Origin of the sequence: Aeromonas sp. 2692-1 (assembly GCF_013085505.1) — a bacterium.
In the GTDB taxonomy this organism is placed as follows: domain Bacteria; phylum Pseudomonadota; class Gammaproteobacteria; order Enterobacterales; family Aeromonadaceae; genus Aeromonas; species Aeromonas hydrophila.
Genome location: NZ_CP038513.1, coordinates 1,603,736 through 1,618,207 on the forward strand (window position 1 = coordinate 1,603,736; position 14,472 = coordinate 1,618,207).

Annotated in this window: 15 protein-coding genes; 14 read left to right on the forward strand and 1 reads right to left on the reverse strand. The window is 60.6% G+C overall.

From position 1 onward, the window contains the following. The first annotated feature begins 79 nt into the window (after positions 1 to 79). The 6 genes from tppE to tppA are packed head-to-tail and all read left to right on the forward strand — an operon-like array spanning position 80 to position 6,346. Positions 80 to 583: a type IVa pilus pseudopilin TppE gene (gene tppE, locus E5E97_RS07900; protein WP_011704647.1), complete on the forward strand. Its 504-nt coding sequence runs from the start codon at positions 80 to 82 to the stop codon at positions 581 to 583. Then, positions 580 to 993 (forward strand): type IVa pilus pseudopilin TppB, encoded by a 414-nt coding sequence (tppB, locus tag E5E97_RS07905; protein WP_011704648.1) that lies wholly within the window; start codon positions 580 to 582, stop codon positions 991 to 993. The genes tppE and tppB overlap by 4 nt, the downstream gene beginning before the upstream one ends. Further along, complete coding sequence (locus E5E97_RS07910) at positions 990 to 2,084, forward strand: PilW family protein (RefSeq protein ID WP_124253181.1); 1,095 nt, start codon at positions 990 to 992, stop codon at positions 2,082 to 2,084. The genes tppB and E5E97_RS07910 overlap by 4 nt, the downstream gene beginning before the upstream one ends. Positions 2,085 to 2,094: 10 nt before the next feature. Next, positions 2,095 to 2,571, forward strand: a complete 477-nt coding sequence (locus E5E97_RS07915) for a PilX N-terminal domain-containing pilus assembly protein (RefSeq protein ID WP_011704650.1) — start codon at positions 2,095 to 2,097, stop codon at positions 2,569 to 2,571. Positions 2,572 to 2,582: 11 nt separating this feature from the next. Beyond that, positions 2,583 to 5,936, forward strand: coding sequence for a pilus assembly protein (locus tag E5E97_RS07920; protein ID WP_171280121.1), 3,354 nt, complete (start codon positions 2,583 to 2,585; stop codon positions 5,934 to 5,936). An 8-nt stretch (positions 5,937 to 5,944) separates the two neighbouring features. Continuing rightward, the gene (tppA, locus tag E5E97_RS07925) at positions 5,945 to 6,346 is read left to right on the forward strand and encodes a type IVa pilus pseudopilin TppA (protein ID WP_026080224.1); all 402 of its coding nucleotides are present in this window, start codon (positions 5,945 to 5,947) and stop codon (positions 6,344 to 6,346) included. A 4-nt stretch (positions 6,347 to 6,350) separates the two neighbouring features. On the opposite strand, the gene E5E97_RS07930 is transcribed toward tppA, so the two are convergent. Further along, positions 6,351 to 6,737 (reverse strand): type IV pilin protein, encoded by a 387-nt coding sequence (locus E5E97_RS07930; protein ID WP_118881923.1) that lies wholly within the window; start codon positions 6,735 to 6,737, stop codon positions 6,351 to 6,353. Between the two features lie 94 nt (positions 6,738 to 6,831). On the opposite strand from E5E97_RS07930, the gene E5E97_RS07935 reads away from it, so the two are divergent. The 8 genes from E5E97_RS07935 to luxS all read left to right on the forward strand — a co-directional run bounded on the left by E5E97_RS07935 (position 6,832) and on the right by luxS (position 14,420). Continuing rightward, positions 6,832 to 7,368 carry a GspH/FimT family pseudopilin gene (locus E5E97_RS07935; RefSeq protein ID WP_118881922.1) on the forward strand — a complete coding sequence of 179 codons (537 nt, stop codon included), beginning with the start codon at positions 6,832 to 6,834 and terminating at the stop codon, positions 7,366 to 7,368. Then, the gene (locus tag E5E97_RS07940; RefSeq protein WP_118881921.1) at positions 7,359 to 7,982 is read left to right on the forward strand and encodes a PilW family protein; all 624 of its coding nucleotides are present in this window, start codon (positions 7,359 to 7,361) and stop codon (positions 7,980 to 7,982) included. The genes E5E97_RS07935 and E5E97_RS07940 overlap by 10 nt, the downstream gene beginning before the upstream one ends. 1 nt (position 7,983) lies before the next feature. Beyond that, on the forward strand, positions 7,984 to 9,081 hold the full coding sequence (locus tag E5E97_RS07945; RefSeq protein WP_029301968.1) for a PilX N-terminal domain-containing pilus assembly protein: 1,098 nt from the start codon (positions 7,984 to 7,986) through the stop codon (positions 9,079 to 9,081). 12 nt (positions 9,082 to 9,093) lie between these two features. Then, positions 9,094 to 11,193, forward strand: coding sequence for a prepilin-type N-terminal cleavage/methylation domain-containing protein (locus E5E97_RS07950; RefSeq protein ID WP_118882323.1), 2,100 nt, complete (start codon positions 9,094 to 9,096; stop codon positions 11,191 to 11,193). A 73-nt stretch (positions 11,194 to 11,266) separates the two neighbouring features. Next, the gene (locus tag E5E97_RS07955) at positions 11,267 to 12,889 is read left to right on the forward strand and encodes an NAD+ synthase (protein WP_118881920.1); all 1,623 of its coding nucleotides are present in this window, start codon (positions 11,267 to 11,269) and stop codon (positions 12,887 to 12,889) included. A gap of 9 nt (positions 12,890 to 12,898) precedes the next feature. Continuing rightward, positions 12,899 to 13,237 (forward strand): nitrogen regulatory protein P-II, encoded by a 339-nt coding sequence (glnB, locus tag E5E97_RS07960; protein WP_005308848.1) that lies wholly within the window; start codon positions 12,899 to 12,901, stop codon positions 13,235 to 13,237. A gap of 61 nt (positions 13,238 to 13,298) precedes the next feature. Further along, complete coding sequence (locus E5E97_RS07965; RefSeq protein WP_272481394.1) at positions 13,299 to 13,892, forward strand: transglycosylase SLT domain-containing protein; 594 nt, start codon at positions 13,299 to 13,301, stop codon at positions 13,890 to 13,892. 18 nt (positions 13,893 to 13,910) lie between these two features. Continuing rightward, positions 13,911 to 14,420, forward strand: a complete 510-nt coding sequence (luxS, locus tag E5E97_RS07970; protein ID WP_011704660.1) for an S-ribosylhomocysteine lyase — start codon at positions 13,911 to 13,913, stop codon at positions 14,418 to 14,420. Positions 14,421 to 14,472: the final 52 nt, after the last annotated feature.

Sequence of the window (14,472 nt, forward strand, 5' to 3'; positions counted from 1 at the left end):
TGCTGATGATCTTCTCATCTGGCTTGATGGCACATGGATATGCGAACGAGCCTCCCCGACAAAATCAGAGCGAAACAGGATGTTTTTGCGTTCAGGTTTTAGCCTCATCGAGCTGATGGTCACCGTTGCGCTCATCTCTATCCTGCTGACGTTGGGAGTTCCCTCCTTTAGCGCGATATTGCGCAACATGACGCTGACCAGCCAGGCCAACAACTTCGTGGCCGCCATCAACCTCGCCCGCTCCGAAGCCATTCGCCGCAATACCGCAGTCACGCTCTCCGCAACCGCCAGCAATCTGACCCAGAACCACTGGGAATCTGGCTGGCAGATCTGGGTCGATCGCAACGGCAATGGCACCCTCGACAACGGCGAACTGCTGCGGCTCTTTCCCGACATGGGTGCTGGCACCCTGGTCAGCAATACGTCGCTGGTACGCTTCAGTGGCAATGGCTTTCTCGACGGGCGTCAGCAGGTGGCGCTGGTGTTCTCTCTGCAGCCGCCGGAGTGTGCCCAAGAGGCATCGCGCGACATCACGATCACCCCGGCCGGGCGCCCATCCATCGTGGAGACCAGCTGCATATGAAACGACATCAGGGGGTATCTCTGCTTGAGATCATGATTGCCGTGCTGGTGCTGTCGATCGGCATTCTCGGCATGGCAACCCTGCAGTTGCAGGCGCTCAAAAGCAATCAATCGGCGCTCACACGCACTGAAGCGACCCAGTTCGGCTACATGATCACCGACATGATGCGGGCCAATCGCAGCGCGGCCCTGCTCGGTCAATACAACGTCGGATTGGGAGAGGCCGTCTCCGGCAGCTCGATGGCAATACAGGATGTGCAGTACTGGAAACAGGCGCTGACCGGCCTGCCGGGCGGTGACGGGGCGATTGCCGTCAGCGCCGGGCAGGCGACCATCACCATCCAGTGGAATGCCAGCCGGCTGGCTACCGAGCCTGCGCTGCGCAGCATGACCCTGAGGACGGATCTGTGAGCGGCCGGCGCACCTTGTTGCGTCAGGCCGGTGTCGGTCTGGTGGAGGTGATGATCGCCCTGCTGCTGTCACTGCTGACGGTCGGGGTCATCATTCAGGTGCTGCTTGGCAACCACAAAACCTATCTGACCGGCGAGGCCATCGCCCGGGTTCAGGAGGACAGCCGGTTTGCCGTCAACCTGCTGCAGCAGGAGCTGCGGATGGTGGGCTACCAGGGTTGCCTCAGCAAGCAAGGGGTCAACATCACCAACACCCTTAACGGTGGTACGGCGCTGCCCTACAACTTCACCGTCTATCTGCGCGGCTATGACAATGTCACCGCCACGCTGCCCACGGCGTTGTCGGCCCTGTTTACCGCTGCCGAGCCCAAACCCAAAGCGGGAACCGACGTGCTGCTGGTGCAGGGGCCGACCGGCGCCGGGGTACCGGTCACTCGCAACAACAGCGCCGCCCAGCTGTTCGTGCAGCAACTCTCCAGCAAGGCCAACTACTGCGGCACCGGCAAGCAGGGCTACAGCGACTTGTGCGAGGGGGACATCGTCATGGTGTCCGACTGTCAGAAGGCGCGGATCTTCCAGATCACCCAGACCCAGGTGGTAGGTGGCGGCAGCGAGGTCAATATCGGCCACTCCAACGACAACAAATACACCCCGGGCAATGCCGTCAGCTCCTGGGGCGGCGCCAGCAGCCCGGTCGAGGAGCGTTTCGGTGCCGGCTCGGTATTGAGCCGGATGGAGACCCGGATCTATTACGTCGCCCGCCCCTCTGCCAACGCGCCCTATGCCCTGTATCGCAAGAGCGGCCTGGCCGCCGGCATGCTGCTGGTGGACGGGGTCACCGATGTTCAGCTGACCTTCGGCGAGGATCAGAACCGGGATCGGGCGGCGGATCGCTATGTGAGCGCCGCCAGCAACCCGAACTGGGACAACGTGCTGGGGATCGGCGTTCAGCTCTTGATGCGCAGCGGTCAGGGCAATGTGGTATCGGATCCGCAGGCCATCAGCTTTGCTGGCGCCACCTTCCAGGCTGTCGACAATCACTGGTACTGGGTGGCCGAAACCACGGTCGCTCTGCGTAACCGGCTGCCATGAGGAGGGAGGCATGATGGCTCGACAAGGGGGAATGGCGTTGGTGATCAGCCTGATTTTTCTTGCGGTGGTGAGCCTGCTGGCGATGGCCAGCATGCAGAGCGCCCTGCTGCAGGAGAAGATGGCGGGCAACCAGAAGGAGTCACAGCAGGCGCTGCAGGCGGCGGAGGCGGCGCTGCGTGCTGCCGAGCGCTATCTGGAGGCGGGTAGCTCAGGCCCCTACGACAACAGTGCCGGCCTCTATGAGTTCGTCAGCGTGGCGGTGGATCCCGCCTCTCCCTCCACGGCCTGGCGTACCTATGCCAATAGCGGCCTGAGCGGACGGGCCCCCGAATATTTTATCGAGCGGTTGCCCTATACCCAGGGCAGCAACGAGAGTCTGGCGGTTGACGAGCCCATCAGCGAGCGCCGCCTCTATCGCATCACGGCAAGGGGATTCGGACTCTCGGACGAGAGCCGGGTGCTGTTGCAATCGACCTACAGCCGCTAGGAGAACAACCCATGCGTGCATCTGGCTACGGACTCTCGGCCCTGCTGCTCTGCTCCCAGGTGCAGGCGGCCCTCGACATCGCCCAGGTTCCCCTCTATCTGGGTACCCGGGCCGAACCCAACATCATGTTCAGTCTCGATGACTCAGGTTCGATGCACTTCGAGTTGATGCCGGAGGGGTTGATCGAGAACAGCGCTCGCTACGTCTATCCCAGAGCTGACAATGTCTATGGCAGCGAGGATTATGACAACCGGACCGTGACCTTCACCAGCAACAACGACCGCAACGCCTATACCCGCTCAAGCAACAACAACAAACTCTACTACAACCCGCAGCAGAGCTATCGGCCCTGGGCCAAGGCGGACGGTACTCTGATGGCGAATGCCAGCATCAGCTGTGCACCGCACAACCCCTTCAATACCGCCGCCGGCTGTCGTGATCTGACCAAGAACAACCGATCCAAGTCCCTGCGTTACTACACCGGGTTCTCCTCCACTGACTACAACGACGATGAAACCTTCTGGCCTGCCGTCTACTTTGCCTACAAGGGCAGTGGCGACGTGAAGAAGGTGGGCAGCTATACCCGGGTGGAGATAAAGTCCGGCAGTACCTATGGCGGGCGCCCCAATCGCAGCGATTGCAAGAGCGCCCCCGTTTGTACCTATGACGAGGAGATCCAGAACTTCGCCAACTGGTACACCTACTACCGCTCCCGGATCCTGGCGGCTCGTGCCGGGGTCGGCCGTGCTTTTGCAAGCCAAGGGCAGGCCCTGCGGGTGGGGTTTGCCACCATCAACGCCAGCGGCAGTGTGATCCGTGGGGTAGCGCCTTTTTCCGGCACCGATCGCAGCGCCTTTTTCAGCGACCTCTACAGCCGCGATATTCCGGCCGCCGGCACGCCGCTGCGCACCAGCCTGAAGGATGTGGGGGAGTACTTCTCCCGCACCGACAACAATGGCCCCTGGGCGGCCAGTGCCGGCAGCACCTTGCCCCACCTCACCTGCCGGCAGAGCTACAACATCCTGATGACCGATGGCTATTGGAACGGAGATACCCCCTCGGTAGGGGATCTGGACAAGGATGGCTACAGCAATACCCTGGCCGACGTGGCCTACAAATACTGGAAAACCGACCTGCGTGCCGATCTGGCCGACAAGGTGCCGACCAGCACGGCGGATCCGGCCAACTGGCAGCATCTGGTCAACTTTACCGTTGGGCTCGGGGTCAACGGGTCACTCAATCCGGCCAACGGCATCCCGAACAGCTGGCCCAACCCCCATGATCCGGATGACAAGGAGTACAAGAACGCGACCTACATTCCGGAGTACAAGATTGATGATCTCTGGCACGCGGCACTCAACAGCAAGGGCAGCTTTTTCAGCGCGGGCGACCCCGACATCTTTGCCGCAGCCCTGAGCAGCACCCTGGCCCAGATTGCGGCCCGCAACAGCTCCGCCAGCTCGGTGACCGCCAACGCCACCCGGCTGGACAGCAACACCCACATCTACCAGGCCCGTTACAACAGCGGCGACTGGTCGGGGCAACTCATCTCCATTCCCCTCAACAGCGATGGGTCGCTGGGCAACATGGCCTGGGATGCCGCAACCCTGATCCCGGCACACACCTCCCGCAGCATCTTTACTCGACAAAACGGGGTCGGCATTCCCTTCACCTGGGCCGATCTCAATGCCACCAACCGTGCCCTGTTCAACCTTGCTGGCGACAGCCAGGGGGAAAACCGGGTTGCCTATTTGCGCGGTGATCGCAGTCGCGAGCAGAGCAATGGCGGCCTGTTTCGTAGCCGCAGCGATCTGCTGGGGGACATCATCAACTCGGATCCCGTCTATGTCGGCAGCCGGGATTACGGCTACGGCAGCGCCACCGGCCTGACCCAGGCGGAGCGGGACGGTTATCTGAGTTTCCTCGGTTCGACGGCTATTCGCAGCCGTACACCCATGCTCTACGTGGGGGCCAATGACGGCATGCTGCATGGTTTCAGGGTCGCCAACGGGGTGGAGACCCTGGCCTACATTCCTGCCAGCCTGTTGGGGGATCTGAGCTTGCTGACCAAGCCGGACTACAGCCATCGTTACTATGTCGATGGTACGGCCAAGGTAGGCGATGCCTATCTTGGCAGCAGCTGGAAAACCGTGCTGCTGGGATCGACCGGTGCCGGTGGCAAGGCCGTGTTTGCCATCGACGTGACGGCGCCGGACAACTTCACCGCCGACAAGATGCTGTGGGAGTTTACCAATACCGAGATGGGGGTGGCGCTGGCAGCGCCGACCCTGGTTCGGGTCAAATCCGGCAACAAATGGGTGGCGCTGGTGGCCAACGGCTACAACAGCACCAGCCAAACGGCGCGCCTGTTCGTGCTGGATCTGGCGACCGGCGCGGTGATCAAGGAGATAGATACCCAGGTGGGCTCGGCCAGCGAGCCCAATGGTCTCTCATCCCCCTTGCCGGTAGACGAGGATGGCGACCGGGTGGCGGACTATGTCTACGCCGGCGATCTGCAGGGCAATCTGTGGAAATTCGATTTGACCGACAACAACAGCGCCCAGTGGGGGAGTGCCTTCAAGACCGGCAACAAGCCAAAACCGCTGTTTCAGGCGTGCAACGGAACCTGCTCCGCCAGCACGCGTCAACCCGTCACCATGCGCCCGCTGGCCATCCGTCATCCCAAGGGGGGCATCATGGTGCTGATGGGAACGGGCAGCTATTTCACCAATGACGACAAGTTGCTGCCGGCGACCCCCAGGCTGGAAGCCGTCTACGGCATCTGGGATACCGGGGCTACCGTGCTCAGCAGCCAGCTGTTGCAGCAGAGCATTACCCACGAGTACTCCGCCAATGGCACCACCATCAAGTTCAACGTGAGGGTGGTGTCCAACACAGCGGTCAACTACACCAGCCAGAAAGGGTGGTATCTGGTGCTCAAATCCCCTGCGCTGAGCAAGGGGGTGGGGGAGCGAGCCGTGTCAGAGATGCTTTATCGCAACAAGCGGCTGATCTTCAACACCCTGATCCCCTCGGCGGACGCCTGTGACTTCGGTGGGCGCTCCTGGTTGATGGAGCTGGATCCCATTTCGGGGGCGCGTTTGACCTACTCGGTGTTCGACGTCAATGGCGATGGTGCCGTCAACGATGACGACTATGTGGGGATCAAGGACAGTGGTGGCAACGACATCAAGGTGCCGGTCAGCGGCAAGCAGTTTGATGAACTCACCACGACGCCGAGCGTGGTGGAAGATGCCGACATGGAGCGCAAGTACATCAGTGGCTCCAGCGGCAACATATCGGTCACGCTGGAAGAGGGGGCGGGTGATCTGGGTGGTCGCCAATCCTGGTTGCAACTGGAGTAGAGGTGGAGATGGAACGTGGATTTTCCCTGATGGAGCTGATGATTGCGGTAGCCGTGATGGCCATTCTGACCGTGATCGCCTATCCCAGTTACAACAGTTACATGGCCTCTGCCAAGCGGGCCGAAGCCAAGGCTGCCCTGCTGGAGGCGGCACAATACATGGAGCGACAGTTTACCGCTGACGGCAACTATGATGGTGGCAACCTGGTCTCCGCCGGGCTGGCCACCTTGCCCAGGGATGGCGGGACTGCCTATTACAATCTGGCGCTCAATGCCAGCGGCGCCAGCTATACCCTGACGGCAATCCCGACCGGGGTGATGAACGGCGATCCTTGCGGCCTGCTGACCCTTGATCAGGGCGGACAGCAGGGGGTATCGATGGCCAGCATGACGGCAGCCGAGTGCTGGTAGTCCGTCACCAGCAGGCAGCAGGAGTCTTGGTATCGGCCTTGTTGAGGGTCAGTGTATCGCAGGCGGTGCTGCCGCTCTTGTCGCCTACCTGTGCCCCCTTGCTGGTGGCGATCAGGGTATAGCCGGTTGCGGTGGCACCTGAAATGGAAAAGTCATAGTAGCTGCTGGTGGGGTTGCCCACTTGGGAGGGGGTGGTGCTGTAACTGGTATTGGAAACCCGGAACTCTTCCTGTTTCAGCTGCATGCTGAGCAAGCCCTTGAGCGCTTCGGCCCGGCGGGATTTGCGCAAGCCATCGGTGAAGCTGGGATAGGCAACAGACGCTATGATGGCGACGATGGCGACCACGACGATCAGTTCAAGCAAGGTGATTCCGGACTGTTTGATTCTCATGGGGCGGCATGCTTCGTGAAACAGGTTGATACTATAGGATAGTACTGACAGTAGACCCTACTGGCACGTGCAAAAAGAAAGGAGTCTTGAGCTGATGGAAGGCAGAAAGGGCAGATCCGCCGGTTTTACCCTGATAGAGCTGATGGTTGCCCTGTCCTTGGTCGCCCTGTTGCTGACCGTGGCCATCCCCAGTTATCAATCCCTGCGCCAGGATCAGATGGTCAAGGCGGCCACCCAGGCGGTCTACACCGACATGATGCTGCTCAAGTCCGAAGCGCTCAAACGCAACAGCAATTTGCAAATGATCCTGTTCAACAGCGGTACCGACAGCTGGTGCTATCGCATCAGCATCGATGGCAGTTGCGCCAGCTGCAGCGACACCTGTTCCAGCATCGAAGGGCGTAAAGGTGCTGATGCCAGTGAATTTCCCGGGATCATTCTGACGGGCACCTACACGGAGTCCTCAAGCCAGATACGTCCCATCAGCTTCTCCCCCCGGCGCGGTACCCTGCCAAGCGGCAGCATCACGGTGAGCTCTTCGGCCGCCAGTATGAAAGTGGTCACCAACAACCTTGGGCGGGTACGTACCTGTGCCGTCAGCAACCTGGTGGGAGAGGTGGCATGCAACTGAAAATGCGGGGTTTCAACCTGGTCGAGTTGATGGTGGCCATGGTGGCGGGCTTGCTGCTGGTGGCTGCAGTCATTTCGCTGTTTGCCACCATTCTCAAGGCCAATTACACCGCCATGCAGACCAGCCGCCTGAATCAGGAAGTTCAGTTGCTGACGGACATGATGGCTCGAGACATCCAGCGAGCCGGGTATGACGCCAACGCCACCCAGTTTCTTGCCGCCCCTTCTGGCAGCCGATCCAGTTTCTATTTTGATACGGCCACGGACCTGATGAATGAAACCGCGACGGGATCCGGCCTGTATACCTGTATCAGGGTACGCTATGACAACGATGAAAATGGAGTGCTGAGCAGCGATGACACCCTGGTTTACAGCTACAGCAGTGCTGACAAGGGGATCAAGCAGGGGACAGGGACTACTACCTGTGGCAATGGCAGTCTGATCTCCAGCGACGATACCGTAGAGATCACCGCCATGACGTTCAGGCTCCTGCCAAGCAGTCAGGTCAGCGGGGCGAGGGCGTTGCAATTGATGGTGAGCGGGCGGTTCAAGGCCACGCCGGCACTGACGCTGAATTTGCAGCGGGATATCAAGCTGCGCAATGATGGGTACTGACATGAGCCGACAAGCCGGTTTTACCACCTTCACCATCACTTTGTTGCTGGTGCTGATCCTGCTGGGCATTTCATTGTTGGTTGGCAAGATGCTAGTGGCTGATCGGCGAGTGACCCTCAACGAGGTGCTCTATCGTCAGGCCATGGCAATGGCGGAAGTGGGTCTGGCCGATGGACTGGGGCGGTTGACGCTGGATCCGAGCTGGAGGACCAGCGGGGCAACGACTACCTTGACCACGGGCAGCTATACCCTGTCATCTTCTGACGATACTGCCATCACGGTGGGGTCGGTGGTCGTGACGCCGATAAGGGTTCGTTCCCAGGCGACTCTCAGCAACAGTCAGGCCCAGGCGGCAGTCGAAACCAAGGTCGTACGTTTCAGCGTATTGGCCGGCTCTCCTGCCGCGCCTCTGACCGTGGCTGGCGGCATGGCGGTCGGCGGCAACTTCACCATAGTAGCCAACCCCAATGGTGGCGGGCTGGGGGTACCACTGTCGGTCTGGACCAGCGGCAATGTCGACCTGATCACGGGGACCGGACAGACCTGTCATCAGGGGGACTACGACGGCGGCTGTTCGGCCAACATCAGTCAGAAGGGGGACAAGCAGCCGGATATCAAGGATAACGATACTGCCTTCCCGACCGATCTGGTCTGGTATCTGTTCAATGAAAAGGATGATGCCAACGGTTGGGCCAATCTGGAGGCCAGGGCAACCCAGAAGTTGACAGACTGCAGCTCGCTTGGTCCTGCCTCAACCGGCCTCATCATTGTGGATGGGGACTGCAAGCCCTCCTCCAACGTCGGTTCCGCAACGGCGCCTGTGATTCTCATCGTGCGCAATGGCAATCTGGCGGTCAACGGCAATACGGTGCTGTATGGCTTGGTATTTGCCTACTCATCCAACCCTGCTGCTGCCGGGACGGACGTGAAGCTGACCGGTGGGGCCATCGTGTATGGCGCCATGGTTTCCAACTATCAACTGGGCAACGCCAACGGTACCTACGATGCCAAGTATGATGCCAGTGTCCTGAGCAACATCTCGAATGGCGCCGCATTCCAGATCGTCAATCAGGTGCCTGGCAGCTGGCGAGACTGGTAAGGGGATATGGAGATGAAAGGGCAAAAAGGATTTGGCCTGCTGGAAATCCTGATCACGCTGGTGGTGCTGGGAGTAGGCATTGTCGGCCTGGTCGCCATGTCCAAGTCGGCGCTGACGGTTTCGCAGGATGGCCGGCGTTATGAGACGGCGATGCGACTGGCGGAGTCCAAGCTGGATGAGTTTCGCAATTTCAATGGCGTGGTGAGTGCAACCGCGCCGCTGACGGCCTACAACCAGATAGCCTCGGCCAGTGCGGCCGTGACTCTGTCGGGTGAGGCCTACTCGGTGGCATGGGCGGTGACCAATCAGTATCTGAATGGCTCAACCTGGCAGAACGTGGCACCGGCGGGCTATCGCCTGAGTTACCCGGGCCGCAAGGCGATCACGGTCAACGTCGGGTGGACGGACAGCGAAGGGCAGGCTCAGGCGCTGCAACTGGCCGGCAATGTTTCACCCATCGAATCCTTGAGCTCCGATCAGCTGGATGGCGGTTTGAATACGGCGAGGCAAGGCCCCAAGGTCAACTACACCCCCGGCGTAGCGCCTGACGTCATCTCGGTGGAGCTGGGCGATGGTAACAAACAGGAGACCAGCAAGCCACTGCCGACCGTCACATCCAAAGATGGTCTGGTGGGCAAGCTGGTCCAGTTCGAAACAGTGACTTACAAACCCGCAGCGGGTGGCAACACCCAGCAGGTGTTGCAGGACATGGCATCCGTCTCCTGCTCCTGCAGTTATGGCTCCAGCCTGAGCGCCTATCTGCCGGGTCAGGCCTACAGTTCAGCCAGCAACCAGCTCTATTGGAAATCAGGCTCGCTGCAGACCAAGACCACGGGGACGCTCGACAGCAGCGTCAATGGCCAGCCCACGCTCTGTACCAGCTGCTGCAAGGATCACTTCGATGGCAGTGGCTCCAGCTTCACCAACTTCTATGCTCCGCTCAACACCAGCCGGGTACGCTACAGCAGCAGCCTCAGCACGGCGAACAGCGGCAAGTACGTGGATGCCTGCCGTTTCGTCCGGCTGGATGGCTATTATCGCCCCCTGCCTGATTGGAACCTGGTCAAGGTAGTGGTGACCACGGCCGATTTCCTGGCCAAACCAGCGAACCAGGCCAGTTATCAGAAATACATCAAGTATGTGGTCAAGACCTACATAGACTGGCAGAAGTCGACCCTGAACTGGACCCAGGGTGCCTCCGCCACCTTGCCGACCATCACAGATTTTTCAGCCTGGCTGGCGACCAACGCGGAAGCCGGGGGCGATACCACGACCGGGATCACCGTCAACACGGGTACGGCGCAGCTCATCGCCCGCGGCATCTATGTGGATGTGCTCGACCCTGTCTATCTGGTGGGGATTGATACCAGCGCGGTGGACTATCTGACCAAGGTGCCGTTTCAGGATATCAACCTGACCATGCTGGCAGAGTGGGCCATGGCCCCGCAGAACTTGCTGACGGGCAATGCCACCGACTATGCCGCTGTCACCAACGAGACGGTCAAGACGGTGGTGGATCTCAACAACTACTATTTCGGCAGTTACAGCCGCGGCTACATGACGGCGAAGAAATCGACTAAGGACAGCAACCAGGTGCTGCAGAGCGTCACCGTGCGTGTCACTGCCTATCAGGGGAATTCCGGCATCACGGCTTCGCTCATCTCGCCACGGGACCAGTCGCTGGCGCAGACGGCGGATATGCTGGTCAAGGTGGATACAGGATCGCAGACGGTACCGACCGTCAGTGTCAGTGGCTGGATCCAGTGTCTGACCCGGGGGACGGGTGGCAAGAATCCCCCACCGGTAGCGTGCAGCAAGAATACGTTCAACAGGCTAAGCATCACGACTCCCAACTCCGGGGCGACCTGCCGCATCGACTATCCACAGGCCAACAATCAGCCTGCAGCTTATCTGTGTACAGCCCCGGCGAACTCGACGCTGGCCATCAACCTTGCTTATTCCAACCAGGGCAGCACCACCTATATGTTGCAGCCACCCTCCTTCAGCGTGCAGATGACGCAACAGTCCAACAATCAGGTGTTGAGCGGCCCCTGTTCACTGCTGGTGGACAACGGAGTGACCAACGCGACCAGCCTGACTTGCACCCCTTGAGCCTTGGGCGCTGGCACAGCCAGCGCCTTTTCTTTATCATTCCCCATCATTTTCGAATTCAAGATGCATCGCCATGGCAAAAGCCCTCTCTCTGATGCTTGCCCAGTTGAATCTGACGGTAGGCGCCATCGAAGATAACTGTGACAAGGTGCTGGCGGCAGCCGCCGAGGCCGATCGGCAAGGCGCCGATCTGCTGGTCTGCTCCGAACTGGCCCTGACCGGCTATCCGCCGGAAGATCTGCTGCTGCGCGCCGATCTGATGATCCGGGTGGAGGCCGCCCTGGCCCGCATCGCGGTATGGCAGGGGGCTTGCGCCATTCTGGTGGGTCACCCCTGGCGCGACGGGGAGGCACTCTACAACGCCGCCTCCCTCTACGAGCAAGGCAAGCTGGTCGCACGCTACTTCAAGCAGGATCTGCCCAACTACGGAGTATTCGACGAGAAGCGTTACTTCACCGCGGCAACCGAGACCTGCGTGGTCCCCTTCCGTGGTCATCAGCTGGGGCTGCTCATCTGTGAAGACCTCTGGCAGCCGGGCCCTGCGCTGGCCGCCAAGGCGGCGGGAGCCGAGCTGCTGCTCACCATCAATGCCTCACCCTATGATCAGGAAAAACCCTGGATCCGCCGCGAGCTGATGATGGAGCGCTGCGATCAGACCGGTCTGCCGTTGGTCTACCTCAATCAGGTATGTGGTCAGGACGAGCTGATCTTCGACGGTTGCTCCAAGGTGTTCAACAGCCAGGGTGAGCTGACCCACAAGCTGTCCCCCTTTGCCGAAGAGCTGGCGCTGGTGCGCTTTGCCGATGGCCAGCCAGTGAAAGAGCGGGAACCCGCCGCGCCGCTGGCGCCATTGGCCGAGACCTATCAGGCACTGGTACTGGCGGTGCGCGACTACGTCACCAAAAACGGGTTCCACGGTGCCGTGCTGGGCCTCTCCGGCGGCATCGACTCGGCACTGACCCTGGCCATCGCGGCCGATGCCATCGGCGCCGACAAGGTGCAGGCGGTGATGATGCCGTTCCGCTACACCGCCCAGATGAGCGTGGAAGATGCCAAGGAGCAGGCCGAGCGGATGGGGGTAGAGTTCAACATCATCTCCATTGAACCTATGTTTGAAGGCTTTATGGCCCAGCTGGCGCCGCTGTTTGAGGGCACGGCTCGCGACACCACCGAAGAGAACCTGCAGGCCCGCTGCCGTGGCGTGTTGTTGATGGCGCTCTCCAACAAGCGTCGTCGCATCGTGTTGACCACCGGTAACAAGAGTGAGATGGCGGTGGGCTATGCCACCCTGTACGGCGACATGGCCGGCGGCTTCGACGTGCTGAAAGATGTGCCCAAGACACTGGTTTTCAAGCTGTGCGAATACCGCAATTCCGTCGATTATGTGATCCCGCAGCGGGTCATCGACCGTCCGCCTTCGGCAGAATTGGCGCCGGACCAGGTGGATCAGGACAGCCTGCCGCCCTACGACATCCTGGATGCCATCCTCAAGCGCTACGTGGAAGAAGATGCCTCTGTGGCCGACATGGTGGCGGAGGGCTTCGAAGAGGCGGTGGTGCGCAAGGTGATCCGGCTGGTGGATCTCAACGAATACAAGCGCCGTCAGGCGGCGGTCGGGCCCCGCATCACGGCCCGCAACTTTGGTAAGGATCGCCGTTACCCCATCACGTCCGGGTTTGGCAAACAGAACTGGTAAGGAGTCACCATGAAGAAGATTGAAGCCATCATCAAACCGTTCAAGCTGGACGATGTGCGCGAGGCCCTGGCCGAGATCGGCATCAACGGCATGACAGTGTCCGAGGTCAAGGGCTTCGGCCGCCAGAAGGGCCACACCGAGCTCTATCGCGGCGCCGAGTACATGGTCGACTTCCTGCCCAAGGTGAAGGTGGAGCTGGTGGTGCAGGACGAGGATCTCGATGCCTGCCTGGAAGCGATCCAGAACACCGCCCGCACCGGCAAGATTGGTGACGGCAAGATCTTCGTCTGTGAGGTGGAGCGCGTCATTCGTATCCGTACCGGCGAAGAGAACGAAGACGCCATCTGATGAGATGGCAGAGCCTCGTGATGAGCCAACGAATGGAGACTCGATCCCGCTGATGTCCTGGATGCGCCTCGTTGCGGTGGCCGGCCTGCTGGCCGGTCTGACCGCCTGTAGTACCCGGCCGCCGGCCCAGCCGGAAAACCTGTGCCAGATCTTTCGCGAGAAGCCGGAGTGGCACAAGGCGGCGCTCAAGATGAACGAGAAGTGGGGAACCCCGATCCAGGTGGTGATGGCCATGATGTATCAGGAGTCCTCCTTCGTGCACGATGCCCAGCCGCCGATGCAGTATTTCCTCTTCATTCCGACCGGGCGGGCCAGCTCCGCCTACGGCTATGCCCAGGTCAAGGATGAAACCTGGGCCGACTACCAGCGGGAAACCGGCAACGGCTGGAGCGATCGCGACGACTTTGCCGACGCCATCGACTTCATGGGCTGGTACACTCACAAGGCCCAGCGGCTGAATGGCACCTCCAAGTGGGATGCGTATGGCCAGTATCTCAACTATCACGAAGGGTGGGGTGGCTATCGGCGTGGCAGCTACCGCAGCAAGGGATGGCTGATGAAGACATCCCGCAAGGTGGAGGCCCGCGCCCAGCGCTACGGCGCCCAGTATCGACAATGCAAGGATCAGCTCTCCAGCGGGGGCTGGTTCTGGTAACCAAATCAGGAGTCAGAAATGCCGTTATTGGACAGTTTTACCGTTGACCACACCCGCATGGCTGCGCCGGCGGTGCGTGTGGCCAAGACCATGCAGACCCCGAACAAGGACACCATTACCGTGTTCGATCTGCGTTTCTGCGTGCCGAACCAGGAGATCCTCTCCGAGCGCGGCATCCACACCCTCGAGCACCTGTTTGCCGGCTTCATGCGTGACCACCTGAACGGCAACGGGGTGGAGATCATCGATATCTCCCCCATGGGCTGCCGGACCGGCTTCTACATGAGCCTGATCGGTGCGCCGGACGAAGCCCGGGTCGGTGCCGCCTGGCAGGCCGCCATGAGCGACGTGCTGACCGTGCAGGAGCAGGGCAAGATCCCCGAGCTGAACGAATACCAGTGCGGTACCTACAGCATGCACTCACTGGAAGAGGCCCATGCCATCGCCCGCCACGTGCTGGAGCGCGGCATCGGCGTCAACCGCAATGACGAGCTGGCCCTGCCGGAAGAGAAGCTGAAAAGCCTCTGATCCCGGGATGGCAAACATGAAAAAGGCCGGTCATTGACCGGCCTTTTTGTGT

Coding starts and splice junctions, on each gene's coding strand:
- E5E97_RS07945 (WP_029301968.1), top strand. CDS start 7,984: ATGAGCCGACAAGCCGGTTTTACCACCTTCACCATCACTTTGTTGCTG.
- E5E97_RS07965 (WP_272481394.1), top strand. CDS start 13,299: ATGCGCCTCGTTGCGGTGGCCGGCCTGCTGGCCGGTCTGACCGCCTGT.
- E5E97_RS07950 (WP_118882323.1), top strand. CDS start 9,094: ATGAAAGGGCAAAAAGGATTTGGCCTGCTGGAAATCCTGATCACGCTG.
- E5E97_RS07935 (WP_118881922.1), top strand. CDS start 6,832: ATGGAAGGCAGAAAGGGCAGATCCGCCGGTTTTACCCTGATAGAGCTG.
- glnB (WP_005308848.1), top strand. CDS start 12,899: ATGAAGAAGATTGAAGCCATCATCAAACCGTTCAAGCTGGACGATGTG.
- tppE (WP_011704647.1), top strand. CDS start 80: ATGTTTTTGCGTTCAGGTTTTAGCCTCATCGAGCTGATGGTCACCGTT.
- tppA (WP_026080224.1), top strand. CDS start 5,945: ATGGAACGTGGATTTTCCCTGATGGAGCTGATGATTGCGGTAGCCGTG.
- tppB (WP_011704648.1), top strand. CDS start 580: ATGAAACGACATCAGGGGGTATCTCTGCTTGAGATCATGATTGCCGTG.
- E5E97_RS07940 (WP_118881921.1), top strand. CDS start 7,359: ATGCAACTGAAAATGCGGGGTTTCAACCTGGTCGAGTTGATGGTGGCC.
- E5E97_RS07955 (WP_118881920.1), top strand. CDS start 11,267: ATGGCAAAAGCCCTCTCTCTGATGCTTGCCCAGTTGAATCTGACGGTA.
- luxS (WP_011704660.1), top strand. CDS start 13,911: ATGCCGTTATTGGACAGTTTTACCGTTGACCACACCCGCATGGCTGCG.
- E5E97_RS07920 (WP_171280121.1), top strand. CDS start 2,583: ATGCGTGCATCTGGCTACGGACTCTCGGCCCTGCTGCTCTGCTCCCAG.
- E5E97_RS07915 (WP_011704650.1), top strand. CDS start 2,095: ATGATGGCTCGACAAGGGGGAATGGCGTTGGTGATCAGCCTGATTTTT.
- E5E97_RS07930 (WP_118881923.1), bottom strand. CDS start 6,737: ATGAGAATCAAACAGTCCGGAATCACCTTGCTTGAACTGATCGTCGTG.